The organism is Flavobacterium franklandianum, from assembly GCF_007097365.1.
Lineage (GTDB): Bacteria > Bacteroidota > Bacteroidia > Flavobacteriales > Flavobacteriaceae > Flavobacterium > Flavobacterium franklandianum.
In genome coordinates, this window is record NZ_VJZR01000009.1 from 73,734 (window position 1) to 97,943 (window position 24,210).

Annotated in this window: 23 protein-coding genes; 8 read left to right on the forward strand and 15 right to left on the reverse strand. The window is 34.5% G+C overall.

Going from position 1 to position 24,210, the window contains the following annotated elements; all coding sequences use genetic code 11:
* Nucleotides 1-44: 44 nt before the first annotated feature.
* Entirely contained in the window at nt 45-1,859 is a 1,815-nt protein-coding gene (locus tag FNW17_RS10985; RefSeq protein ID WP_144071650.1) for a hypothetical protein, read from the reverse strand.
* A 226-nt stretch (nt 1,860-2,085) separates the two neighbouring features.
* Here FNW17_RS10985 and nadA point away from each other — a divergent pair, with 226 nt between their 5' ends.
* The gene (gene nadA / locus FNW17_RS10990) at nt 2,086-3,015 is read left to right on the forward strand and encodes a quinolinate synthase NadA (RefSeq protein WP_144071651.1); all 930 of its coding nucleotides are present in this window, start codon (nt 2,086-2,088) and stop codon (nt 3,013-3,015) included.
* Nucleotides 3,015-4,541 carry an L-aspartate oxidase gene (gene nadB, locus FNW17_RS10995; RefSeq protein WP_144071652.1) on the forward strand — a complete coding sequence of 509 codons (1,527 nt, stop codon included), beginning with the start codon at nt 3,015-3,017 and terminating at the stop codon, nt 4,539-4,541. The genes nadA and nadB overlap by 1 nt, the downstream gene beginning before the upstream one ends.
* Here nadB and FNW17_RS11000 read toward each other — a convergent pair.
* The 3 genes from FNW17_RS11000 to FNW17_RS11010 form a co-directional block, all read right to left on the reverse strand.
* Nucleotides 4,531-6,528: a TonB-dependent receptor plug domain-containing protein gene (locus tag FNW17_RS11000; RefSeq protein WP_144071653.1), complete on the reverse strand. Its 1,998-nt coding sequence runs from the start codon at nt 6,526-6,528 to the stop codon at nt 4,531-4,533. The genes nadB and FNW17_RS11000 overlap by 11 nt on opposite strands.
* Nucleotides 6,529-6,587: 59 nt before the next feature.
* Nucleotides 6,588-7,427, reverse strand: a complete 840-nt coding sequence (locus tag FNW17_RS11005) for a hypothetical protein (protein ID WP_144071654.1) — start codon at nt 7,425-7,427, stop codon at nt 6,588-6,590.
* Between the two features lie 172 nt (nt 7,428-7,599).
* Nucleotides 7,600-7,995 (reverse strand): hypothetical protein, encoded by a 396-nt coding sequence (locus FNW17_RS11010; RefSeq protein ID WP_235893273.1) that lies wholly within the window; start codon nt 7,993-7,995, stop codon nt 7,600-7,602.
* A gap of 122 nt (nt 7,996-8,117) precedes the next feature.
* Here FNW17_RS11010 and FNW17_RS11015 point away from each other — a divergent pair, with 122 nt between their 5' ends.
* From FNW17_RS11015 to FNW17_RS11025, 3 genes are all read left to right on the forward strand, one after another.
* Nucleotides 8,118-8,711: a Crp/Fnr family transcriptional regulator gene (locus FNW17_RS11015; protein ID WP_144071655.1), complete on the forward strand. Its 594-nt coding sequence runs from the start codon at nt 8,118-8,120 to the stop codon at nt 8,709-8,711.
* A 35-nt stretch (nt 8,712-8,746) separates the two neighbouring features.
* Nucleotides 8,747-9,943, forward strand: coding sequence for a hypothetical protein (locus tag FNW17_RS11020; RefSeq protein WP_144071656.1), 1,197 nt, complete (start codon nt 8,747-8,749; stop codon nt 9,941-9,943).
* A gap of 66 nt (nt 9,944-10,009) precedes the next feature.
* On the forward strand, nt 10,010-10,558 hold the full coding sequence (locus FNW17_RS11025) for a fasciclin domain-containing protein (protein WP_143389544.1): 549 nt from the start codon (nt 10,010-10,012) through the stop codon (nt 10,556-10,558).
* Between the two features lie 217 nt (nt 10,559-10,775).
* Here the strand turns inward: FNW17_RS11025 and FNW17_RS11030 are convergent, their stop codons facing one another.
* The 7 genes from FNW17_RS11030 to FNW17_RS11060 form a co-directional block, all read right to left on the reverse strand.
* On the reverse strand, nt 10,776-11,147 hold the full coding sequence (locus FNW17_RS11030) for a group III truncated hemoglobin (protein ID WP_144071657.1): 372 nt from the start codon (nt 11,145-11,147) through the stop codon (nt 10,776-10,778).
* 11 nt (nt 11,148-11,158) lie between these two features.
* Nucleotides 11,159-11,926: an ABC transporter permease subunit gene (locus FNW17_RS11035; RefSeq protein WP_144071658.1), complete on the reverse strand. Its 768-nt coding sequence runs from the start codon at nt 11,924-11,926 to the stop codon at nt 11,159-11,161.
* A 96-nt stretch (nt 11,927-12,022) separates the two neighbouring features.
* Entirely contained in the window at nt 12,023-12,730 is a 708-nt protein-coding gene (locus FNW17_RS11040; protein WP_144071659.1) for an ABC transporter ATP-binding protein, read from the reverse strand.
* Complete coding sequence (locus tag FNW17_RS11045; RefSeq protein WP_144071660.1) at nt 12,727-13,956, reverse strand: nitrous oxide reductase family maturation protein NosD; 1,230 nt, start codon at nt 13,954-13,956, stop codon at nt 12,727-12,729. Before FNW17_RS11045 ends, FNW17_RS11040 begins: the two co-directional genes overlap by 4 nt.
* Nucleotides 13,957-14,001: 45 nt before the next feature.
* Nucleotides 14,002-15,018: a nitrous oxide reductase accessory protein NosL gene (locus tag FNW17_RS11050; protein WP_143389539.1), complete on the reverse strand. Its 1,017-nt coding sequence runs from the start codon at nt 15,016-15,018 to the stop codon at nt 14,002-14,004.
* A gap of 122 nt (nt 15,019-15,140) precedes the next feature.
* On the reverse strand, nt 15,141-17,117 hold the full coding sequence (gene nosZ, locus FNW17_RS11055) for a Sec-dependent nitrous-oxide reductase (RefSeq protein ID WP_144071661.1): 1,977 nt from the start codon (nt 17,115-17,117) through the stop codon (nt 15,141-15,143).
* 31 nt (nt 17,118-17,148) lie between these two features.
* The gene (locus tag FNW17_RS11060; RefSeq protein WP_143389537.1) at nt 17,149-17,622 is read right to left on the reverse strand and encodes a c-type cytochrome; all 474 of its coding nucleotides are present in this window, start codon (nt 17,620-17,622) and stop codon (nt 17,149-17,151) included.
* Nucleotides 17,623-17,792: 170 nt separating this feature from the next.
* On the opposite strand from FNW17_RS11060, the gene FNW17_RS11065 reads away from it, so the two are divergent.
* Entirely contained in the window at nt 17,793-18,263 is a 471-nt protein-coding gene (locus tag FNW17_RS11065) for a Spy/CpxP family protein refolding chaperone (RefSeq protein ID WP_143389536.1), read from the forward strand.
* 140 nt (nt 18,264-18,403) lie between these two features.
* Here FNW17_RS11065 and hemL read toward each other — a convergent pair whose 3' ends face one another.
* From hemL to FNW17_RS16550, 4 genes are all read right to left on the reverse strand, one after another.
* Nucleotides 18,404-19,690, reverse strand: a complete 1,287-nt coding sequence (gene hemL, locus FNW17_RS11070; protein WP_143389535.1) for a glutamate-1-semialdehyde 2,1-aminomutase — start codon at nt 19,688-19,690, stop codon at nt 18,404-18,406.
* Nucleotides 19,691-19,855: 165 nt separating this feature from the next.
* On the reverse strand, nt 19,856-20,662 hold the full coding sequence (locus FNW17_RS11075; RefSeq protein WP_144071662.1) for a glucosaminidase domain-containing protein: 807 nt from the start codon (nt 20,660-20,662) through the stop codon (nt 19,856-19,858).
* Nucleotides 20,659-21,561, reverse strand: coding sequence for a 1-aminocyclopropane-1-carboxylate deaminase/D-cysteine desulfhydrase (locus tag FNW17_RS11080; protein WP_144071663.1), 903 nt, complete (start codon nt 21,559-21,561; stop codon nt 20,659-20,661). The genes FNW17_RS11075 and FNW17_RS11080 overlap by 4 nt, the downstream gene beginning before the upstream one ends.
* A gap of 87 nt (nt 21,562-21,648) precedes the next feature.
* A complete protein-coding gene (locus tag FNW17_RS16550) occupies nt 21,649-21,975 on the reverse strand; it encodes a hypothetical protein (protein ID WP_143389533.1) in 327 nt (108 codons plus the stop codon).
* A 27-nt stretch (nt 21,976-22,002) separates the two neighbouring features.
* On the opposite strand from FNW17_RS16550, the gene FNW17_RS16345 reads away from it, so the two are divergent.
* Complete coding sequence (locus FNW17_RS16345) at nt 22,003-22,179, forward strand: DUF5522 domain-containing protein (RefSeq protein WP_185964768.1); 177 nt, start codon at nt 22,003-22,005, stop codon at nt 22,177-22,179.
* A gap of 46 nt (nt 22,180-22,225) precedes the next feature.
* The gene (locus tag FNW17_RS11090) at nt 22,226-24,208 is read left to right on the forward strand and encodes a urocanate hydratase (RefSeq protein WP_143389532.1); all 1,983 of its coding nucleotides are present in this window, start codon (nt 22,226-22,228) and stop codon (nt 24,206-24,208) included.
* Nucleotides 24,209-24,210: the final 2 nt, after the last annotated feature.

A 24,210-nucleotide genomic window follows, 5' to 3' on the forward strand; every position in this document is an offset into this window, starting at 1 on the left:
GCTCGCCTAAAATTTAAGCGAGCTCATTTTCTATAAAAAAGTGTTTATGCTACAACTAATTCCGGCACTTCTACTCCAACCAATTCTTTGGTATAAAATTCTAATTGGTTTTGAATTTCTTTGATGCTATTTTCGAAATAATTTGTGTTTGCAAAAAAGTTTTGATAAAAGGCAATGCCTTCTAGCAAATTGCTTTTAAAAGCTTTTGTTTTTTTCAATTGCGAAGCATTAATCTCAGTCGAAATGTTTTTGATGTCATTTTTCAAATAATCAATATACATTTTCAACTCTTTGATGAATAAATTTGGACGATTGATATCCGTCATCACATTAAAATTGCCATAAATATGTCGCACCATCTCCGAAAGCGAAACTTCCTTATCAAAATAAGCCATATTAGGTCCCGGACAAATGATTACACCTTGAGATTGTCCTGTGATTTTAATATCATTTTCAAGATATGAAGCATTGGCAAGACCTACACAAAGACAAGCTTTTTCGGTAATATCGAATTTCATTTTATTGAAAGCTTCTGCTGATAAAGATTCTTTTATCTCATCAAGTTTTCCCAATTTTACGTCTTGATATTTCTTCGAGGCAGTACAAATTCCTTCAGAACCAAATTCTTTGCTCAAAGCCAAAAACTTTTTAGGACAAGAACTACCTGCTTTATCATCGTCAATCCGTTGTTGTTTGAACATTTCGTTTGAAGTTCCTCTAACAGTGTTAAACGGAACTCCCAAAGGCGAAATATGACTCAAATACAAATCTTTTTCTTTGGCATTTCGCAATAATTCCCTTGTTTCAGCATCTACAGAAGTGGCGCTAGGAACCAATAAAAAAGGTGTTCCCCAACCCACAGCATCTACATTGTAATAATCCAACATAAAATCATGTTCTTCTGCAGTTCCTACTCCGCCTTGAACGGTGATTTTTAAATCTAAAGGCGTTTTAGGAATATTCATTCCCTTTTGTGCCAAGGCTTTCACCATAATATCATGAGCCGAGTGTACCAATTGCTCTTTTTTATGTTTGAATTCTTCCATAATCGGACCCAACAAAAAACCATCGGTAGCAAAAGCATGTCCACCACAATTCAAACCTGACTCAATGCGGTATTCAGAAACCCAAAGTCCTTTTTTGGCCAAGAAATTTCCTTGAATCATTGCCGAACGATAATCACTTACTTTCAGAATAATTTTCTTTTCCAAAAGATTGTTTGCATCTGGAAAGAAACAAGGGAAACTTTCGAAATAAGCAAATAATCTTGGGTTCATCCCTGCCGATAAGACAATCGAAGAAGACAAATTGCTATTAGCAAATCCACGAAGAGCAGCGTGCGCATCATTAAACTCTACAGGCAATTGTTCGTTTTTAACGAAATTTTCCTTATCAAGCTTAGTCATAATATTCACATCGATTTCACCTGAATAAAGATTTTCTTCTAGATATTTTTTAACGTTTTCTTTCAACGCAATTCCATCTTCCAAAAAGCGCTCTAATCCTTGTTTGATTTCGGATTTGTTAGGCAACATTGCAATATAATTTTCTAATGCATGTTTGCTTTCTGACAATTCTGTTTTGAAATTTTCGAATTTTTCTTTTACAATTTTATCGACTAAATTTAAATAAGAAGTAATTCGTTCTGCACGATAATCATGAATTTTCTTGGTTATTTCTTGATAAGGAATATCGAATTTTTCACTGTAAAAAGCTCTCATTTTTTCAATAAGCTCATCATCGGCAAGTGCAATAACTGATGATATTCCGTACTTGGCTACTCGAATTGGGCTGTCAATCGTGAAAGCCAATCCCATCACCGGAATATGAAAAGTATGTAACTGTTTATTTGTCTTCATTTGCTAAAATATTTTGTTTACTATAATCAGCAAATTTCGGGAAAGAAATTTAGACATAACCTGATAATTATCATATGTTCCAAGAGCTTTGTAATACTTTTGTATTGATTATGATTATTACTGTTTAAATCACTTAAAACACAATGCTATTTGAGTTTTTTGTTTTTTAAATAAGTGTATATTTGTGAAAATAAATTCTATAAAAGAAATTAAAATTGATTTGGGAATGAAAAGTCTTAAAGAACGAATATTAGATCTAAAAAAAGAAAAAAATGCGGTTATTTTAGCGCACTATTATCAAGAGGCCGATATTCAAGATGTAGCAGATTATGTGGGTGATAGCCTTGGATTATCGCAAGAAGCAATGAAAGTAAATGCCGATATTATTGTATTTGCAGGCGTACATTTTATGGCCGAAACTGCAAAAATATTAAACCCCACCAAAAAAGTACTTCTTCCCGATTTGAAAGCAGGTTGTTCCCTTGCTGAATCCTGCCCAGCGGATTTATTCCAGAAATTTACAGAGGCGCATCCCGACCATGTCGTCATCACTTATGTGAATTGCTCTGCCGAGGTTAAAGCCTTAACTGACATTGTGGTCACTTCTGCAAATGCTGTGAAAATTGTGGAATCTATTCCAAAAGACAAACCAATTATCTTTGCTCCAGATAAAAATTTAGGAAAATATGTAATGGAACAAACGGGTAGAGAAATGCTACTTTGGGACGGTTCTTGTGTGGTTCACGAAGCTTTTTCATTGGATAAACTTATTGCTTTGTACAAAAAAAATCCAGATGCTCAAATTATTGCGCATCCCGAATCTGAAACGCATATTCTAAAAACTGCCAACTATATTGGATCAACTGCAGGGATGATAAATTATGTGAAAACTAATCCTAGCAACAAATTTATCGTCGCTACCGAAGCTGGTATTCTTCACAAAATGAAACAGGAAGTTCCTGATAAAATATTAATTCCAGCACCTTCAAACGAAGACAACACTTGTGCGTGCAGCGAATGTGGCTATATGAAAATGAACACTTTACAAAAAGTGTATGATTGTTTATTAAATGAAACTCCCGAAATTTCGGTTCCCGATGATATTATGAAAAAAGCATTAATTCCTATTGAACGAATGCTTGAATTATCTAAATAATGATCCAAACAAATTACTTAATTATAGGTTCTGGCGTTGCTGGATTGACTTTTGCATTAAAAATTGCCAACCAATTTCCAGAAAAAAAAGTTTGCATAGTTACCAAGGCAAATGCGGACGAGTCTAATACCAAATATGCTCAAGGAGGCATTGCCATTGTTACAGATATCATAGAAGATTCTTATGAAAAACACATCGAAGATACCTTAATTTGTGGCGACGGATTGTGCGATGAATCTGTGGTAGAAATGGTAATCACTGAAGGCCCGAAACGATTAAAAGAATTGATCGAATGGGGCGCAAAATTTGATGAGAACAGTAAAGGAACTTTAGATTTAGGCAAAGAAGGCGGCCATTCAAAAAACAGGGTTGTTCATCATAAAGACCAAACTGGTCAGGAAATTCAACGTGCGATTTTATCTCAAGTTCACCTAAAAGAAAATATACTAGTTTTAGATTACCATCTCGCTATTGATTTAATTACAGAAAACAATCGTTGTTTAGGAGCTTATGTTTTAGACGAAAAAACGAATGAAATTCTAACATTTCAATCTGATTTTACCTTGCTCGCTACTGGCGGAATTGGTCATCTTTATGGTCATACCACAAATCCAGTGATTGCCACCGGCGACGGAATTGCAATGGCTTTCAGAGCCAATGCAGACATCAAAGAAATGGAATTTATTCAATTTCACCCCACCGCTTTATACGATGCTTCTACAGGAACATCTTTCTTGATTTCGGAAGCTGTTCGTGGTTTTGGTGCCTATTTACGAACGAAAAACGGGCATCGATTTATGCTCGATTATGATTCGCGAGGCGATTTGGCCTCACGTGATATTGTTTCACAAAGCATCGACTTAGAACTCAAAAAATCTGGTGATGACTGTGTTTATCTCGATTGTTCCCATTTAGAAATGGAGGGTTTTATTAAGCATTTTCCAATGATTTATGAGCGTTGCAAAAGCATTGGAATAAATTTGTCTAAAGATTGGATTCCTGTGGTTCCTGCTCAACATTATCTTTGCGGCGGAATTGTGGTTGATAAAACCGGGAAAACTTCTGTTGAAAATTTATTTGCTTGCGGCGAATGTTCCAGAACTGGTTTGCATGGAGCCAATCGTTTGGCTTCAAACTCCCTATTAGAAGCCTTGGTTTATTCGGATAAAATCTTTAACTATTTGGCCAATACTTCTTTCGACAAAGGCCAATTCGAAGGCAAGGTTACTGATTGGAAATTGGTTTCAAAACCAGCGATAAATCCAGATTATGTTGCCAAAAGAAAAGCCGATTTACAACTTTTGATGCGTCAAAATGGCGGAATTGTACGCAATGACGCCGATTTGCTTAAAGCCAAAGAAAAACTCAAGCTTTGGAAAAATGAAATCGAAGAAAAAATAAATAATTATCAAATTAATGCTGATTTGTGTGAACTGCAAAATTTGATAACTATTGGAACTTTAATCGTTCATCAATCTATCGAACGTGAGGATAATTGTGGTGGTTTTGTAAAGATTAATAGTTAAATGCTAGATTCAAAAATAAATTTCTCCCTTTTCTAGGAATGTTATTCCAGTCTGAAAAAGTGGAATAATAAGTGTCGAAAATATTTTCGATTCCAATCTTCACATTGCATTTCACTTTTTCGAAAGCAAAAGAATAGCCCGAATCAAAATTCAAAACAGCAAAACCCAGTGTTCTGTCTTCACCATAAAAAGGGCTGTATTGCGTTTGAGTTGCATTTCCTTGAACCGCAATTTCTGATGTAAATTTTCCTTTTTTATAATTCAAAGAAGAGAAATAACGCAACGGACTTATGAAAGGCAAATTCTGGTCTTCGAAGTCTTTACCGTAGCTGTAAACCAATTGTCCTTTCCATTTCAAAACCTCTGAAAACTGGCATTCCAAATTCAAATCGGCGTTGAAAATGGTCGCATAATCAAGGGCTGTATAGATTTTTACTCCACTTGCTCCAATGGTCATTGGAACCAATATTTCTTCTGGTTTTCCAACAATATAATTGGAAATATAAAAATAGGAAGACGACATTTTTGCACTCCATTTATGAGTTTTATAGCCAATTGTGACACTTCCTTCAAGGGAATTTTCATTTCTTAATTCCGGGTTTCCAATATAATCGAATTGGTCAAAACTATTGAATAAATAAAATCCGTAGCCCTCAGAAACCGAGGGAGCTCGTTCTCCGAAAGCCAATCCAAAACCATACGAAAATCCATTTTCATCATAAGAATAATTCGAAGAAATACTTGGCAAAACCCTATTTTTGCTGTCTTTCATATTAGGATAAAAAATCCGCAAACTCTCTAAACCTAATGGACTGGCAACCTGATTATAATGATTGGCTAAACTGGTAGAAAATTTCAAACTCGAATGACAATTCAGAGCGATATTATCTTCAAAAAACAAGGCGGTATAAAACGTTTTTACATCCGGCCAAGTGTACATAAACATCAATTTTTCGTTAGAATCGGCTGGATACATCGTCATTTCAGCTACGGAACGATTGTAAAATGAATTCAAATCGGCAATAAAATGATGGCTACTTAAAACTCCTTTTACTTTGGAATAAAATCCAAAAGTATCGCTCCAACCTGGCATATCCATATGAATTGGAACTGAAGGTCGCTTGGTATCATCCATTTTATGAGTGATGGTATTGTAGTAGATTTTGGTTTCCCAGTTTTCGATTTTGGACGATTCAGGAACGTATTCAAATTTCAACGATGTGATTAAGGCTTCGGCCAAAGAGACATCCATTGGCAAAGCAGGATAACCAACATTGGTAGCTTTATCGTAAATAACAGAACCTTCGAGCACTTTATTTGTATCAAAAGCAAACCCAGAAGTTGATGAAATATTGAATTTTCGAAACTGCGAAAACAAAACCTCCTGACCCTTTCCATCGGTATAATTATCGGCTTCTCGAAACATAAAATCGGTGTCAATATAAAACGATCTTTCGACATAATTTATGGCTGAACCAATAATTTTTTGCTTGCTGTTGGTTTCAAAACCAGCATTTACAGAAGTGTCCCAACCCAAATTTGAGAAACCACTTCTATTTCTTTGTAAATCAATAGAGCCACCAATAGTTGCTCCGTGACAACTACCCTGTTGCCCTGATTTTATAGTGGCTTCGGATAAATTAGAAACCTCAACATAGGAAGTTATCGGATCCATTTTATCTGTGCAAGCACTAAAAATTCGCATTCCATCGATGGTAATCAACGTCCTTTCGGTGGTCATAGTATTAATCATGGGTTCCCAAGCATAACTGCCCCGACGTATCATATCGACTTTGGTGGATTGTTGCAAATATTCATCAATAGTAGCCAATGGTTTGGCTTGATTTTGAAACAATTGTGATTTTTTTCCAATTACAATTACTTCCTTCAAATCTTTTGGAGTTATAGTATCTATTGGTTTTTCTTGAGCAAAACTAATTTGGAAAATGGAGAAACACAATCCTGTAAAAAGTATAAAGTTTTTCATTTTTAAAATTGTGAAATACCTTTGCCAAAGCTCAAAACTCTGGCAAAGATGATTATGAATTAAAACTCTATTTCGAAGTAAATACTACTTGCTGAAACAGCATCAGTGATGGCTTCGCCTTTCAAAACTGTTCCGGTTGCGTTGAGTAATTGGAGATTAATTTTCCAATAACCAGTCATAGTCAGCGATAGTTTGCCGTTGTATAAATCCCCAGCAACAATTTGAGTTAAATCTACATTATTGGGCGAACTATGATTTCCCATACTTGGCATTCTTGGGTCAATTTTTAATTTATAATTATCTACAACAGGAAAATTCATCATATCTTGCATTTTCCAAACCCCTACAACCATCTCATTTATCCCTACTTTTGGATGATGTGGATCAGCATAAGCTACGATATACCTTACGCTATCTGAACCTGTAAATGTAGTCACTCTTTGTTTTGCCGATGCGGGAACATCAATAACTGAAGTCATTGTGTAAGCTTTCCCACCAATAGTATAATCTATTTTTAAATCCCAATATTCCGTAGTATTTTGAGCCATTTGAAAAACAATATACCCTTCATAAACTGATCCATCCACAGAAAGTTTTGTCACTGGCGATTTAGGACAAGAATGAGTCATCATTGCCATATGCATTACTGGCATCCAAGAAATGGTAGCATTATTTATATATTGATTGGTTGTATTGTCTTTTATTTTCAGAGAAATCTCGTTGAATCCTTGCTCTAAACTGCCCATGTGTTTGTATAATTCTATGGTGTGAGTCGTATTTGTAATCTCTTTGACCTTTGTCAATCCGTTTAATTCATTCAATGCAGGCACATCATTATTTGACGTACATGAAGCAAAAATGGTCACTATAACCAATAGTAATATTCTTAAAAATTTCATCTGTTTATATTTATTGTTTTTTATTGGAAGATGAAACGCCTATAATCATTTCGCTGTGTGTCAATGATAACTGTCATAGGCGTTTCATTTTATATTTTTTTAAAATTTGGATAATAAATAGTGTTCCGATATATAATTTATATCGAAAAAAGTAATTGTAAAAACCGGAAAATTAAGAAATGAAGGTGGGCGGATGAAATACCGAAGCACTATTCAAATAGTAGTATAAGTTCGAATAGTTGCTGTTTATATTTTGCTTATTGTAAAAGTAAATCGATGCGATTTTGAATGATTTTATTTCTTGAAAAAACAACACTTCTATTTGTTGGGGAGCCATTTTTTTATCTGAAGAAATTGGAGCCTCCTTTTCAGAAGCTTTGGCCATTTCTTTCATTAAATGACATTTACCGTTGCATTGCATTTTTGGCTTGGCTTTATTGATACAAAGCACTTTAGAAATATATTCATAATTAACGACGTATTCTAAAACCGGAAGTATCGGTTTTAGTAACATAAATAACGCTAAAAGGAATAGTATCTTTTTCACGATGCAAATATAGCACTCCATTTAAAATTATTTTTATGATTTTGGTCATATTTTAATTAACTTTATGCAACTTAAATTTGTGGCTATAATTTGTATTTGCCAAGTAATTTTCGAAAAAATACATAAATTATTAGAAATCAGTTATGCAGATAGATTTAGATTTACTTTATTCTTGGGGTGCAGTAGCCAAAAAATACAAGAAAAATGAAATTATTTTTGATGAAGATGAAACAGCTAATTTTTACTATCAAATTCTAGATGGCAGCGTCAGATTATACAATTCGAATGATGAAGGAAAGGAGTTTACCCAAGGTATTTTTTGCGAAGGAGATGGTTTTGGAGAGCCACCTTTATTTATAAATGAAACCTATCCTTCAAAGGCAATAACGATTCTGGACAGTACCATTTTAAAATTATCAAAGGATAAATTTTTAAAAATCCTCGATGAATATCCGTCCATTCAAAAATATTTTTTGGTTTTACTAGCTCAAAAAATTCATTCCAAATCTAAGACTTCAAAAGAAATCATCAACCAAAAACCTGAGTTTAGAATCATCGCTTTTTTAAATTCGTTCAAGAAAAAATCAGGATGTACCAATGAAAAAATACTTATTCCGTACACTCGTCAAGAAATTGCCAATTATACGGGATTGAGAGTGGAAACGGTTATTCGGGTTTTTGCAAAAATGCACGAGGCTAATAAAGTAGAAATCATCCATCACAAAATATATTATTAATGGTATTGAACACGAAATTCTGGTTAAAAATCTCGTTGCTAAACCTATGTTTAGTTGCATTACTTGGCGTTTTGATGCGGTATAAAATAGGTTTTGAATTCCCATACTTAGACCAAAAACATTTGCAGCACTCCCACTCTCATTTTGCTTTTTCTGGCTGGATAAGTCATACTTTAATGGTGTTAATGATATATTATCTTCAGAGTAAAATTGCCGAATTTCAAGGAAATAAATACAAAAAAATCATTATTACCAACTTGATTTGCTCTTACGGAATGCTTGTTTCCTTTATTATCGAAGGCTACGGTTTGGTTTCTATAACACTTTCTACAGCTTCCATATTAGTTTCTTATATTTTTGCCTATCGATTTATCAAGGATTTAAAATTATTGAATGATGATTTGTTGGCGAAAAGCTGGTTTAAGGCTGCGCTGTTTTTCAATGTAATTTCTTCTTTCGGCACTTTTTATTTAGCCTATATGATGGCGAGCAAAAATGTGGTTCAGGATTGGTATCTTTCGTCGATATATTATTATCTGCATTTTCAATATAACGGTTGGTTTTTCTTTGCTTGCATGGGATTGGCATTTGGCTTTATAAACCTACGGAAATCCGAACATTCCTTTTATGAAAAATCGTTCAAATTGTTTGCAGCAGCTTGTATTCCTGGGTATTTTTTATCAACTCTTTGGTTGGACTTACCTCTTTGGCTTTATGTACTTACGGTTCTTGCTGCGATAATCCAAGTTTTTGCTTGGTTTAAACTTTTGGTAATTTTATTAAAAACAAAAAGGAATTCTTTAGAAAATCATGCTCCATTATTGCGCTTTATCTTGTTGTTTGTTGGTTTTGCCTTGAGTATAAAACTTTTGCTTCAATTGGGTTCTACAATTCCAGTTATTAGTCAGTTGGCTTTTGAATTTAGACCTATTGTCATTGCTTATTTGCACTTGGTTTTATTGGCAATAATCACCTTGTTTATACTTTTTTATATTTATGCGAATCACTTGATTTTCATCAACAGGAAAATAAAATATGGAATAGTATTATTTTCGATTGGCGTCTTGTTAAACGAAATTGTATTGGCTGTTCAAGGTTTTGCATCATTAAGCTACACTGTGATTCCGTTTGTAAATGAAATACTTTTTGCAGTTGCAGTTATTTTATTTATTGGAATTGTAATCACTTCGTATTTTTCCATAAAAAAAGTTAAAAATAATCCTCCTTTATGATTGTACTCATAAAATAAAGGTTCAAAAATTAAGTGCTTTGCTTTATAAAACTAAAGTATTTTAATTATGAAAAAACCAATTCACTTTTTGTTAATTGCTTGTTTTGTTGCCTTTTTCGGATGCAAACAAAATAGCGAAGCTACAACTGAAACCGAGAACACAGAAATTCCTGGAGCAGGACAATCTGCAGTTCAAGACGAAACTTCGGCACCAAACATCGTTCAAGTTGCCTCAGGAAGTAAAGATCACACTACTCTTGTGGCTGCCGTGAAAGCAGCTTCCTTAGTAGATGCCTTGAGCAATGCAGGACCATTTACCGTTTTTGCCCCAACAAATGCCGCTTTCGACAAACTTCCTGCTGGAACTGTTGAAGGATTGTTGAAACCTGAGAAAAAAGGGGATTTAGAAAATATTTTGGGCTACCACACTTATGTGGGAACATTGAAAACACAATATATGAATGACGGTCAAGAGTATGATATGGTTTTTGGCGGAAAAGTGAAAATCACTAAAAAAGGCGACAAAACGTATGTAAATGGTTCCGAAATTGTAGCATCAATACCAACATCTAACGGGATTATTCATGTGATTGGCGATGTGTTGCTTCCAAAATAAGATTATTAATTCGCTTTCATAGGTTAAACAAAAAAAGCGTGAGTTGCAGTAACTCACGCTTTTTTTATGGAATGGATATGCAATTATACCGATTATAAATTGCTTCGCCTGTTCGCTGAGGCTCGGGTCAATATTGTTCAATAAAAATTGGATTGTTTTCAAAATATATCGGTATTACACCAAATCGATTTAGACTATTTTAAAAAAGTGGTTGGTATTATCTGTGTGCCGTATGCATCATTGCCGCTGCGATATTGGTCGCTCTTTGTTTGATTTCTTCTGCTTTTGCACCTACAAATAATTCATCGACAGTAGTATCAAACAAGGTATTCCAATGTTGAAAATGTTCTAGTCTCACTTCACTTTTTTTATGCAATTCTTCGTGTACCTGCATTGGATTTCCGTCGTAATTTCCAGACGAAAATAAAATATTTTCAAAAAAATCACACATTTTAGGTAAATGATGGTTCCAATTTACTTTGGCTACATCGTTAAAAAAATAACTGATTACCAAATCCTCTTGTACTTTTCCGTAAAAAGTAGTTACCAATTTTTCAATGTCTGACCTGTTTTTGATATCTGTTTTCATTTTTATACTTTTTACAAATCTTTATTTTTAAACTTTTTAAGCGAAATATAAAACGGAATAATTGCCCACAAACACAAAAACATAAACGACACCATCAATCCTATTGCGGTTCCAAAAAAGTCTTTGAATATTGCTCCCGTATAACCCATCATTGCTGAGACATCAAGCTGCAATAAAATTTGAATTCGTGCCAAATCTATTGGGCTAAAAGCCGTTACCGCTACCATTGCTTTTTCGATTGGATATTCCGAAAATTGGAATAACAAGAACAAAACCAGACCATCAAAAAGTAAAGCAAAATACAACCAAGTCATTATGGCAATGCCAATTCCTTTGGCCTTATCTCTGGTGAGAATCGAACTTAAAAACGCCAAAGCCACAAAAATTATGGAAATCAAACAACCTACAATTACCATCATTATTCCAACACTGTCAGGCGCATTAACCAATAGCGGAATTCCTGCTCCAATAAAAAAAGCAGCAACCATTGACAATGACAATCCTAGGAATAAACTCAACCAAATCTTTTTCCGTTTTACAGGCTGACTCAACAAAAGCTCAATAAACTCCGAGGAATTGTATAAATAAATAGTGGCAAAAAGGATTGAAACTAGTGGAACCGTAAATAAAATTACGTTCAAAATAGTAAGCAATCCTTTGGCAGAATTGTCTTCTAACCCAAAAGAACTCCAAGAAAGTAGTGCTAAAATCAAGGTGTAAGCCAACACAATCTTGTTTTTTAGAATGTCGAGAAATATAATTTTTATGATTCTGTTCATAATACAAAAATTAAGTTTTATTTCTTTTTCAAACCATTAAGAAAATTAAGAAAACACTTAATGAAACTTAATTTCATAATGGTTCAAAATTAAGTTTCATTGTTTTGATTTCAAAATACTTGCAATTGCCTTTGAAATTCTTTGTTCGTTTGTTGTTTGCAATAAATCGTGAACTGTTTTATGAAAATGAACTTTGCCGTCTTGCATAAAAATAATTTCGCTTATCAAATCATCGAGTTCGCTCAATAGATGGGAAGTAATCAGGATGAGTTTTCCTTTTTCTCGCTCCTTTATTATTTTTTCTTTCAATATTTCCGAAGCCAAAGGATCTAAACCCGCTGTAGGTTCATCTAAAATCAACACATCGGGATTAAACAGAAAAGCCAATGTAGCACTCACCTTTTGGGTTGTTCCTCCTGAAAGCGTCCGCATTTGTTTGTCGAATATTTTTTCGAGTTCGAAAGCTTTGATTAAATCCTCATCCAAAACGGCATCTGAATTTCTAATTTTTTTCATCATTTCGATGATTTGACCCACCGTCATATAATCTGGATAACGTCCTATTTGCGGCATATAACCAATTTGTTCCCGATATTTATATTTATTGAGTATCGATTTTTGGTCAAACAAAATATCGCCTTTACTAGGAATCACCATTCCCAAAACACTTTTTATCAAAGTGGTTTTTCCACAACCATTAGGACCAATTAGTGCGACACATTTTCCTTTATTGAAAGTAAGATTGACATCACTTAAAACTTCTAACTTTCCGAATTTTTTATATATATTTTTAATTTCAATCATAGCGATAATGAGTGCATTAATGGTGTTTTGTCGATAAAATTATCAGGTGTGATACTGGGTAATATTTTCTCAGATTTATCTAAAAGTGTTATCATAAAGCTTCTGAAAAGTAACATCGCTGAAGGGTTATTTTCAGTAAGAACTGCGAACAAACTCAAGGGTCGAAATGGCACATCACCAACTCCGTTTTTGTCTAAATCATAGCCTTCATATTTGTCCCAATAATTGCCATCAAAAGTATTCAAAACCAGACTTCCGTTAGTGCTAATATCAAAAGTGTTCCCAACAAAATTGTTGTTTTTAATGATGTTTTCCATACAACTCGCTTGAATTTTCATTCCCCAACCATTGGCTTCAAAAATGTTTTTTTCGACTAAAATTCGGCTTGTTCCTTCCATATGAATTCCTGATGTATTTCTAGAAAATTTGTTCCCAATAATGTAACTGTCTGAGATTTCTTTTAGGAACAATCCGTAAGCTGCATCGCCCCAATTTTCTTCAAAATAATTATTAAACATTTTCACTCTTCGGGTAAACATAACCGCCACTCCAGCACCATTATTTTTGAAAACATTAGAAATATAAGCATCATCATTAGAAAACATAAAATGCAATCCGTAACGAACATTATGAGTAGAAATATTTCGCCAGATTACCGAATTAGTGACAAATTCGAAATAAATCCCATCTCGATGACCTGAAATAGTATTGGCAGTAACTTGAAGACTATCACTTTTCCAACAATGAATTCCGTTACCAATTAGTTGTTCTTGCTTTCCGGAGGCTTTAATCTTATTATTTTTGATAATACAATTCGTTCCGTTTTGAATATAAATCCCGAAGAAATTATTGTCGAGAATATTGTTTTGTATCACAACATTTTTTCGGTTATAGACTTTTATTCCGCAAGGATCTTCAAGAGTTCCATAGCCTGAATTGATTACTTTAAAACCTTGAACTATGACACCATCGGCTTTTATAGACAAAACTTCATATTTTTTTTGGCCGTCTAATGTTGGATAACTTATGCCTAGAAAAGTTATTTTTTTATTAATACTAATATTTCCTTCTTTATAAATTCCTTTATACACTAAAATTGTATCGTCAACTTTGGCCAAAGCAATTGCTTTTTTAATAGATTTTAAAGGTTTATTTATCCCTACTTCAATCACTTTAGCTTGAAGAAAGAATGAAAATAGCAGAAAAAAAAAGATGATGTTTTTCATTTTTGTAATAACTAACTATTGAAAAGTTTAAAGCTTAACAAAAAATTATTTTGATAAAATTGCTTCCCAAGAAAGCGGCTGGGCATTCAATTTTATTCCAAATTCCTTCGCATCCGTTTCTTTGGAGAAAGCAATAATCCCACCTCTCATAGGACTTTGAATAGTTCCTCCTGAAAGGAAAAACGCTGTATTTGTTGGTATTAAAACATTGTCTTGGGCAAAATCATTTACAAAGTAAGCGCCCATTTTAGTCTCTGAATTTTCTTTGCAATAATTCATCATACACGAAATATCATCAAATTTATAGGCTCTTCTTTTTTCGGTAATCACTTCGGCTGCAAATTTTCCATCGGCAATGCTCATTCCGCAAAAATCGCAATTATCAGCATTTAATTTAATCGGAACCGCTTTGTCATTGGCACAAGAAAAAACAGTAATTGATAAAAGTAAAAATAGCGCAGGCTGAATGTTTTGTTTTCTAAATCTATTCAAAAGTTTAGTTTCCTTCACCACGATAATAAGTAGCAAAACTCCAGCTGCGACCAACATCCATCCACCAATATCTGGAATGGAATACGCTCCAAAATTAAGCAGTTGTTTGTATCCAATTAAGGGTGGTTGATAGGCCATTCCTGGCACCACTATTGCGGCATTTGGATTGAGATTATGGCCGTATTCATAGTTCCATCTGTAAAAATCAATACCTGCCAAGATACCGAAAATCATGAAAGATGCCAGAAGAATTAGTACGCCCTTTCTTTTGTCTATGAATACCATTGCTAAGGCAAACAATCCGAAAAAGCCAAAGATATAAGGCAAGATTTTAAATTCTGGAAAATCTTCGGTATGCAAAGTTTTCATTCCTATATAGTGATTTAATCCGTTGATAATATCTACATCACCACCTATTTTGTTTGCGTGTAATTGTAGCACCAATCCTTCGGGATATTGAGGTGCTTCGAGCTCTATTCTCCACATTGGAAAAAACAAAGAGGCAAAAAATAAGGCACTCACAGCCAAAAGAACTACTTTTGAAAATAATGATATTTTTGAAGTAATCATACTATTTTTTAATTATAAATGGTTTAAAAAATGAACCATTAAGAAATTTAAGTTGATTAAGATGTGTAACTTAATATTCTTAATTTTCTTAATGGTTCGAAAAAAAGTTAACCTTGAATTAATTATTTAGTTGCTGGCACATTTGTTCCTAAGCTAAACGTTAATGGAACATTGCTTCCTGCTGGAGATACTCTCACATAACCTTGCATTTCTTGGTGCAAAGCACTACAGAAATCGGTGCAATAGAAAGGAACTATACCTACTTTTTTAGGAAGCCATTTTAGTGTAGAGGTTTCTCCTGGCATAATAAGTAGCTCGCCATTATCGGCTCCTTTTATGGCAAATCCGTGAGGAACATCCCAATCTTGCTCTAAGTTAGTCACGTGGAAATAAACCTCATCACCCACTTTTATTCCTTCGATATTATCCGGTGCAAAGTGAGAACGAATCGAAGTCATATAAACATCAACTCTATTGCCGCTTCGAACTACTTTTGATTCTTTCTCCCCTTTGGTAACGAAAGGATGATTGTTTTCTTCAATTTTATAGAATTTCAATTGGCCGTTATTTCGAATCAAATCAGCTGGTGCTGCTTGTGCATAATGTGGTTCTCCAATGGTTGGAAAATCCAAAATCAATTGCATTTTATCACCGCTAATGTCAAATATTTGGGCACTTTGAGCTAGTTCTGGACCTGTGGGTAAATATCTATCTTTGGTAATTTTGTTGTAAGCAATCAAATATTTCCCGAAAGGTTTTCTACTATCGCCACCAGGAATACAAAGGTGTCCAACAGAATAATAGGTTGGAACTCTGTCTAAAACTTTCAATGATTTGATGTCCCATTTCACCACTTCAGAAGAAACGAAGAAGGTAGTGTACGCATTTCCTTTTCCATCAAATTCCGTATGCAATGGTCCAAGACCAGGTTTTTGAACTTCGCCGTGCAAGGCTGCTTCGTATTTGATTACTGGTATTCCGTCATATTCACCATCAAATTGTTTGTTTTTGATAGCATTTTGCATTTTGTCAAAACTAAACACAGGAATCAAAGCAGCTAATTTTCCAGAACCTACAATGTATTCCCCTGTTGGATCCACGTCACAACCGTGAGGCGATTTTGGACAAGGAATCATATAACATATGTCTTTTAATTCTTTAGCACTTAATACTAAAACCTCCGTTCTGATTTCAGATTTTGCAGTATGGGTTTTTTCGTCATAGATATTGTGAGCATATTTTGTAGTTACTTTTTTGGCTTTACCCGCTTTTACATATTCTTCGGCTTTTTTCCAGTTGACTGCCATAATGAAATCTTTGTCTTTTTGGGAAGCATTCACTTCAAGCAACGTATTGGCTTGTTCTGTATTGTAGCAAGAGAAGAAAAACCAACCGTGCGATTTTCCTTTACCGGCATGACTTAAATCGAAATTTACGCCTGGAGCTTCTATTTGGAAAGCTATATCCATTTCACCTGCTTTTCCCACTTTTACAAAACTCAAATATCCTTTGAAGTTTTCTTTATAGGTATTAATTGGAACGTCACCGTTTACATTATCCGGCGGAACGCTAAAACGAGTTCCAGCAACCACATATTCCGTATTTTCTGTAATGAAAGGAGAAGAATGATTTCCTGCGCTGTTAGGCAATTCGATAATTTCTTTTGTAGTAAACGTTTTCAAATCAACACGTGCAATACGAGGTGTATTATTGGCATTGGCAAAAAGCCAACGGCCATCAACTTGCCCATTCGTTTGAGACAATTCAGTATGATGTTGATCATCCCAAGGGATAAAACCGTGAGAAGTGTTTAGCATAGGTTTTGTCTCTTCATTGTAGCCATAACCACTTTGAGGATCGGCAGAAAAAACAGGAATAACCCTTAAAAGTCTTCCACTTGGTAAGCCATAAACGCTCACTTGACCACTAAAACCTCCAGAAACGAAATTATAGAATTCATCATATTTTCCTGGGGCAACATACGCCTTTTGGGCTGCATCACCACTAACAACATCCCCTGAATTTTTAGGCTTGCAAGAACTAAAAAATGCGGCTACCAAAACGATGGCCAAACCCGCTTTTATAAATTGGTTATTCATAACATATTAGTTTTTTGGTTTTTTAAATTTCTTATTTAACACCGTCATTTTGACGCATATACTCTAAAATATTTCTAGCATCTGCATCAGTAAGAGATTGATTTGGCATACGCACTAAACAAATTTCTAATTGTGCTTGTAATTCTGGATCTTTATCAATCATAGGATCTGGATTGGTAATAAAATTCATAATCCATTCTGGTTTTTGACGCTCAGTAACTCCTTTCCATCCTGGACCTACTAATTTTTCATCTGTCAATTTGTGACAAGCAGAACATTTAACCGCTTGGATTTTTTCGCCTTCAGCTGCCATTGCAACATCTAGTTTATCCCCTAAATCTATAGATGTGTGCTTTCCTAAACCTCTATTAGGATCGTAAGAAGAATCTCCTGCATCAGCTTCGGTAGTCGCTGAACCAGTTGAAAAATCTTCGGTATCTTTTTCTTTCTTTCCGCAAGAAGTAAACATTGCTATTGCAACAATAAATAATGATAATTTGTACATAAAAATTGGATTTTAAATTTCTTGTACAAATTTCTGAATCCGTTTGCTAAAGGATTATGATTGCAATCATACTTAAAAAAGTATTTTATATATAATTAAAATTTTGTTAAGAATTAAACCTTTAAAACATATCCAAGTCTTATCATTATAACTTAAAAAATATAATACAAATGAAAAGATTATTTGTTTTAGCATTATTACTAGTTGGCACAACTATAATGGCACAAGAGAGAAACAGGAAACATCAAGGAAATGCAATGGAGCAATTTACTCCAGAGCAAAAAAATCAATTGATGTTAAAAAAAATGACTTTAGAATTAGATTTGAATGATGCCCAACAAAAAGAAATGAGCGGATTTATTTCTGATAAAATAGCTAAAAAAGAAGCTCATAAAGCCGAGATGAAAGCGATGAAAGAAAAAGGAATAAAACCCACCAATGACGAACGTTTTGCAATGCATATGAAAATGCTTGACGAACAAATTGCCGCAAAAAAAAGTATGCAAAAAATCCTAAATGCAAGGCAATTTGAAAAATGGACTTCGCTAAAAGAAGAACATAAAGGAAATCGTGAAGGAAATCGTGAAGAAAATCAACCAAGAAAACGTGAAGCAAAACATCAAGGTCAAAGACAAGGTTAAAATTTAATAGTTAGTAGAATTGGTTGATTTGCATAACTTCCGGCTGGTTACCGGAAGTTTTTTTTTCTCACCCCAACCCTCTCCACACGAACGACAGCGAACTGGCGAAGCAAAGGAGAGAGAGAAGGAAAATTTAATTACTAAAATGTCTTTGAAACCTTATCTACTGCTTGAATGGTAAAATCCAAGTCTTCATATGAAAGTGCATCGGTGATAAACCAAGTTTCATAAGCTGATGGCGCAATATAAATTCCTTCTTTCAACAATCCGTGGAAGAATTTTTTGAAGGTTTCATTATCTCCTTTTGCAGCAGATTGAAAATCGAAAACTGGAGCAGCATCAAAATGTACCGAAATCATGGAACCTATTGTGTTAATAGTAAATTCGACTTTATTTGCTTTCAAAACTTTGCCAATTCCAGCCGCTAAATAGGCTGTTTTTTCTTCTAATCTTTTGAAAATTGCTCGATCATTATCCAATGCTTGAAGCATGGCCAATCCTGCTGCCATTGCCAACGGATTTCCAGACAAAGTTCCGGCTTGATACACAGGTCCAAGAGGCGCTAAATAATTCATAATTTCATTTCTGGCTGCAAAAGCTCCTACTGGTAATCCACCACCAATTACTTTTCCGAAACAAACTATGTCGGCTTTAATGTTAAACAATTCCTGAACTCCTCCTCTTGCTAAACGAAAACCGGTCATTACCTCATCGAAAATCAGGAGAATTCCATTATCAGTACACAATTGGCGTACCCCTTCAAGAAAACCTTTATTGGGTGGAATACAACCCATATTTCCTGCAACAGGCTCCACAATTATAGCAGCAATTTCGTTTTTATTGGCTTCTATTAAAGTCGAAACATTTTCTAAATCATTGTATTTTGCGAGCAAAGTATCTTTGGCAGTTCCGGCAGTTACTCCAGGACTGTTTGGCGAACCAAAAGTAACCGCACCACTTCCTGCTTGTATCAAAAATGAATCTGAATGTCCGTGATAACATCCTGCAAATTTGATAATTTTATCTTTTTTGGTAAATCCACGAGCAAGACGAACAGCACTCATACAGGCCTCAGTTCCTGAATTTACGAATCTTATTTTATCAATATTTGGAACCATAGAAACTGCTAATGCTGCGATTTGAGTTTCTAACTCTGTTGGCATTCCAAAGGAAGTTCCTAGTTTGGCTTTTTCGATTACGGCATCTACAACGGGTTGAAAAGCGTGACCCAGAATCATTGGCCCCCATGAATTGATATAATCTATTAGTTTGTTTCCATCTTCGTCAAATAAATATGCTCCTTTGGCACTTTTTACAAAAATAGGCGTTCCTCCAACAGCTTTAAAAGCACGAACTGGAGAATTTACACCACCTGGAATTACTTTTTCTGCTTCAGCAAAAAGCTGACTGCTTCTTTGATATAACATTTTAAAATTATGAGTTTAAGGGTTTAAAATTGTTTAAGAGTTTAAAAATTTAAAAATTTAAAGTTAGGAATTGAAAATTGAAATTACTATTGATTTTTTTCGTTATAGTTTATTAGATTATGCCATTAAACTTTAAACCATTTTAAACTTTGAACTTTTAAATTACTATTTAATTATTATGGATTGCCCAATTGAAATTGAATTGTCAAAAATATTATTTAGCTTTTTTAATTCTTCAACAGGAATATTATATTTTTTTGATATAGAATACAAAGTATCCCCTTTTGAAACCACGTAGCGTTCCGTTTCATTTGAAATTCTGTTGTTTGCATATCTAACAATATCCTTTTTATTGATATATATATCGTATTTGTACAATTCGTAACGTTCGATTAAACTAATTAATTTGGTTGGATATTGTGGATCTGTCGCATAGCCTGCCTCTTTTAGTCCTTTGGCCCACCCTTTATAATCTTTATAATCTAATTTAAAAAGTGATGAATATCTTGAACGTGATGTTAAAAAAAAAGCATGATCCTGAAACGAATCTTTAGGGTCATTGTATTTTCGAAAACATTCCCCAGCGGAATCATCATCATATCGAACCGATTCTCCTAACCAATCATTGTGGCATTTTATACCAAAATGATTATTTGCTTGAATACACAAAGAAGAAACTCCATAACCTGATTCTAGCAAAGCTTGACCTAAAACTATACTTGCCGGAATGCCATAATTCATCATATTCGATTGTGCAACATCTTTATATTTTTCGATATAATTCAGAATCAATTCGTTGGTCACTTTTACTCGTGGAGACGCTTCAATAGTTTGAGATTTATTAGACGAATTGTTTTTGTTTTGGGAAACTGAAGAATAAGACCCATTTCTAGTGGTTTGTATTACCGACTTCTTCGTATTACAACTTACGAAAAAAAGAACCATTATTAAGAGAGCATATATTCGTGTCATTGAAAATTTATTATAGGTAATTTTTTTATTTTCAGTTTCAAATTCATTCCAGCATTTCCTTGAATTCCGCCTGTATGAATGAGTAATATTTTTGAATTTTCGGGAAAATAATTCTTATCAATCAAATCTATAACGCCAAAAACCATCTTTCCTGTATAAATAGGATCCAAAGGAACTTGATCTTCTACATAAAACTGATTGACAAAAGCGATTAATTCAGGATTCACCTTTCCATATCCACCAAAATGATAATCCGTTATTAATTCCCAATTTTCTTTGTGTACAAATTTACGAATTTCCTCTTTTAAAAAATCACCTTTCAAAGCTGGAAATCCCAAAACTTTTTGGTGTGGCAAACTGCTATTTATAAGACCGCTTACTGTCCCTCCTGTTCCAACTGCGCAACATATAAAATCATATTCAGCATCTTCTTTGAATAAAATTTCTTCGCAACCTTGCACAGCAAATTCATTGGTTCCTCCTTCTGGGACATAATAGAAATCGCCAAATTCGTTTTTTAAATTTTCTATAAATGGGGATTCTGTTTTATGGCGATAGTCTTCTCGGGTCACAAATTTAAACTTCATGCCACATTCCTGAGCGAATTTCAAGGTTGGATTATCTTGAATTTTACTCTCTAATTCATCTCCTCGAATAATTCCGATGGTTTTCAAGCCGTTTTCTTTTCCAGCAAACGCTGAAGCGGCAATATGATTGGAGAATGCTCCGCCAAAAGTGAGAAGTGTATGGTGGTTTTCAGCTTTAGCTTGAACCAAATTATATTTTAGTTTTCGGAATTTGTTCCCAGAAATAAATGGATGTATCAAATCCTCCCGTCTTATAAACAAAGAGAAATTTGGATTGGATAATTTTATTTCTTGGGTTAGAATTTCTTGCAAAACAACTACTATTTGGTACAAATATACAACACAAAATGATTGTATTGTTTGTAGCAGAAGCGAATGAAGAATCTATGCTATTTACGCTCAAATATATTTCAAAAAATCCCAAAAAGTCCTATTTTTTAAATAGTCAAGATCCTTTTCATTTGCGTAAGCTTCTCTCTCGAAACTAATATTTCTATAAGCTAAGTCTTTGTTTCTATATTGGGCCAACCTCAAAAAAAACTCAAGAAAATACCAAATAAAAAAAGGGATAATAAGCAGTTCCAATTGTTGCCGCAAGTGAATTCGTTCGTGATTTACAAAAGTTACATTTTCTTTATCCAATCTATATTTCACAAACACAAATGGGAAAAATGCCAATCCGCGATACCCTTTGGGAATTAAATATTTGGTAACAATTAGAAACATTAGTTATAAAGTGTATAAATTTGCTGTATGAATGAACAAAGTAATGAAAAAAAGTTAATCGAAGGCGAAGATTTTTATTATACGCCAGAAGGTTATAAATGTTTTACCGAAAAGTACCATCTAAAAAAGGGATTTTGCTGTAAAAGTGGCTGTCGCCATTGCCCGTATGGTTTCGATAAAAAAACGGGGGAAATTAAAAAGTGAGCAGTATTCAGTCGCAGTTTACAGTTTACATAAACTATAAAATAAAATGACTTTCAAAGAACAAATCCAACAAGGAATTCCAACTATATTACCACTTCCAAAACCGTTTGAAGTCAACATCAATCATGCACCAAAACGAAAAGATGTTCTTTCGGATGACGAAAAAAAGTTAGCGCTACGCAATGCCCTTCGCTATTTTGAACCGCAACATCACGCCGAATTAATCAAGGAATTTGCTAAAGAATTAGAAACTTACGGTCGGATTTACATGTACCGTTTTCGACCCGATTATGTGATGTATGCTCGCCCAATTGTCGATTATCCTGGAAAATGTGAGCCAGCAAAAGCCATTATGCTAATGATTCAAAACAATCTGGATTATGCTGTGGCGCAACATCCACACGAGCTAATTACTTATGGCGGAAATGGTGCTGTTTTTCAGAACTGGGCGCAATATTTATTGACCATGCAATATTTGTCTGAAATGACCGAAGAACAAACGCTTACTATTTATTCCGGACATCCAATGGGATTATTCCCTTCACACAAAGATGCTCCGCGTGTTGTAGTGACAAACGGAATGGTAATTCCAAATTATTCGAAACCGGACGATTGGGAAAGAATGAATGCACTGGGAGTATCACAATACGGACAAATGACAGCTGGAAGTTATATGTACATTGGTCCGCAAGGAATTGTCCACGGAACCACTATCACCGTTTTGAACGGTTTCCGAAAAATAAAAACCAATCCCAAAGGCGGATTATTTGTCACTTCTGGATTGGGTGGAATGAGTGGCGCACAACCAAAAGCTGGCAATATAGCAGGTTGCATTACAGTTTGTGCCGAAGTCAATCCGAAAATTACACATATTCGTCACAGTCAAGGTTGGATAAACGAAGTCATTGAAAATCTTGATGAATTGGTTGAAAGAGTTGCTTTGGCGAAAGCCAATAACGAAATTGTTTCCATTGCCTATTTAGGAAATGTGGTCGATGTTTGGGAAAAATTCGACCAAGAAAATATTTATATCGATTTGGGTTCCGACCAAACTTCGTTACACAATCCTTGGGCTGGAGGTTATTATCCAGTTGGACTTTCTTTTGAAGATGCCAATGAAATGATGGCCAATAATCCCGAAGTATTTAAGGAAAAAGTTCAAAAAACTTTGCGAAGACATACATCAGCAATTAATAAACACGCCGCAAAAGGAACGTATTTTTTCGATTACGGAAATGCTTTTCTATTGGAAGCTTCCCGTGCTGGAGCTGATGTTATGGCCGAAAATGGAATTGATTTCAAATATCCGAGTTATGTTCAGGATATTATGGGGCCAATGTGTTTTGATTACGGTTTTGGACCTTTCCGTTGGGTTTGTGCCTCGGGAAAACCGGAAGATTTAAAGAAAACGGATGCGATTGCTTGCAATGTTTTGGAAGAAATTCAACAAAATGCACCTGTAGAAATTCAGCAACAAATGGCTGATAATATTCATTGGATAAAAGGCGCACAGGAAAATAAATTAGTAGTTGGTTCCCAAGCCAGAATTTTGTATGCCGATGCTGAAGGAAGAATGAAAATCGCCAAGGCTTTTAATCAGGCTATTGCCAAAGGTGAGATTGGAACCTTAGTTTTGGGTCGCGATCATCACGATGTTTCGGGTACAGATTCGCCTTATAGAGAAACTTCAAATATTTATGATGGTTCCCGTTTTACTGCTGATATGGCGATTCAAAACGTGATTGGCGACAGTTTTCGAGGTGCTACTTGGGTCTCGATTCATAATGGCGGAGGAGTTGGTTGGGGCGAAGTGATTAATGGTGGATTTGGGATGGTTCTAGATGGTTCTGCAGCAACTTCAAAACGCATAGAATCTATGCTTTTTTGGGATGTCAACAACGGAATTTCCAGAAGAAGTTGGGCGCGAAATGAAGGTGCAATTTTTGCCATAAAAAGAGCCATGGAAACTCAGCCTTTGCTGAAAGTTACTTTGCCTAATTTGGTAAACGATGATTTGTTTGAAAGTTAAAA

Coding starts and splice junctions, on each gene's coding strand:
- FNW17_RS10985 (WP_144071650.1), bottom strand. CDS start 1,859: ATGAAGACAAATAAACAGTTACATACTTTTCATATTCCGGTGATGGGA.
- nadA (WP_144071651.1), top strand. CDS start 2,086: ATGAAAAGTCTTAAAGAACGAATATTAGATCTAAAAAAAGAAAAAAAT.
- nadB (WP_144071652.1), top strand. CDS start 3,015: ATGATCCAAACAAATTACTTAATTATAGGTTCTGGCGTTGCTGGATTG.
- FNW17_RS11000 (WP_144071653.1), bottom strand. CDS start 6,528: ATGAAAAACTTTATACTTTTTACAGGATTGTGTTTCTCCATTTTCCAA.
- FNW17_RS11005 (WP_144071654.1), bottom strand. CDS start 7,427: ATGAAATTTTTAAGAATATTACTATTGGTTATAGTGACCATTTTTGCT.
- FNW17_RS11010 (WP_235893273.1), bottom strand. CDS start 7,995: ATGGAGTGCTATATTTGCATCGTGAAAAAGATACTATTCCTTTTAGCG.
- FNW17_RS11015 (WP_144071655.1), top strand. CDS start 8,118: ATGCAGATAGATTTAGATTTACTTTATTCTTGGGGTGCAGTAGCCAAA.
- FNW17_RS11025 (WP_143389544.1), top strand. CDS start 10,010: ATGAAAAAACCAATTCACTTTTTGTTAATTGCTTGTTTTGTTGCCTTT.
- FNW17_RS11030 (WP_144071657.1), bottom strand. CDS start 11,147: ATGAAAACAGATATCAAAAACAGGTCAGACATTGAAAAATTGGTAACT.
- FNW17_RS11035 (WP_144071658.1), bottom strand. CDS start 11,926: ATGAACAGAATCATAAAAATTATATTTCTCGACATTCTAAAAAACAAG.
- FNW17_RS11040 (WP_144071659.1), bottom strand. CDS start 12,730: ATGATTGAAATTAAAAATATATATAAAAAATTCGGAAAGTTAGAAGTT.
- FNW17_RS11045 (WP_144071660.1), bottom strand. CDS start 13,956: ATGAAAAACATCATCTTTTTTTTTCTGCTATTTTCATTCTTTCTTCAA.
- FNW17_RS11050 (WP_143389539.1), bottom strand. CDS start 15,018: ATGATTACTTCAAAAATATCATTATTTTCAAAAGTAGTTCTTTTGGCT.
- nosZ (WP_144071661.1), bottom strand. CDS start 17,117: ATGAATAACCAATTTATAAAAGCGGGTTTGGCCATCGTTTTGGTAGCC.
- FNW17_RS11060 (WP_143389537.1), bottom strand. CDS start 17,622: ATGTACAAATTATCATTATTTATTGTTGCAATAGCAATGTTTACTTCT.
- FNW17_RS11065 (WP_143389536.1), top strand. CDS start 17,793: ATGAAAAGATTATTTGTTTTAGCATTATTACTAGTTGGCACAACTATA.
- hemL (WP_143389535.1), bottom strand. CDS start 19,690: ATGTTATATCAAAGAAGCAGTCAGCTTTTTGCTGAAGCAGAAAAAGTA.
- FNW17_RS11075 (WP_144071662.1), bottom strand. CDS start 20,662: ATGACACGAATATATGCTCTCTTAATAATGGTTCTTTTTTTCGTAAGT.
- FNW17_RS16550 (WP_143389533.1), bottom strand. CDS start 21,975: ATGTTTCTAATTGTTACCAAATATTTAATTCCCAAAGGGTATCGCGGA.
- FNW17_RS16345 (WP_185964768.1), top strand. CDS start 22,003: ATGAATGAACAAAGTAATGAAAAAAAGTTAATCGAAGGCGAAGATTTT.
- FNW17_RS11090 (WP_143389532.1), top strand. CDS start 22,226: ATGACTTTCAAAGAACAAATCCAACAAGGAATTCCAACTATATTACCA.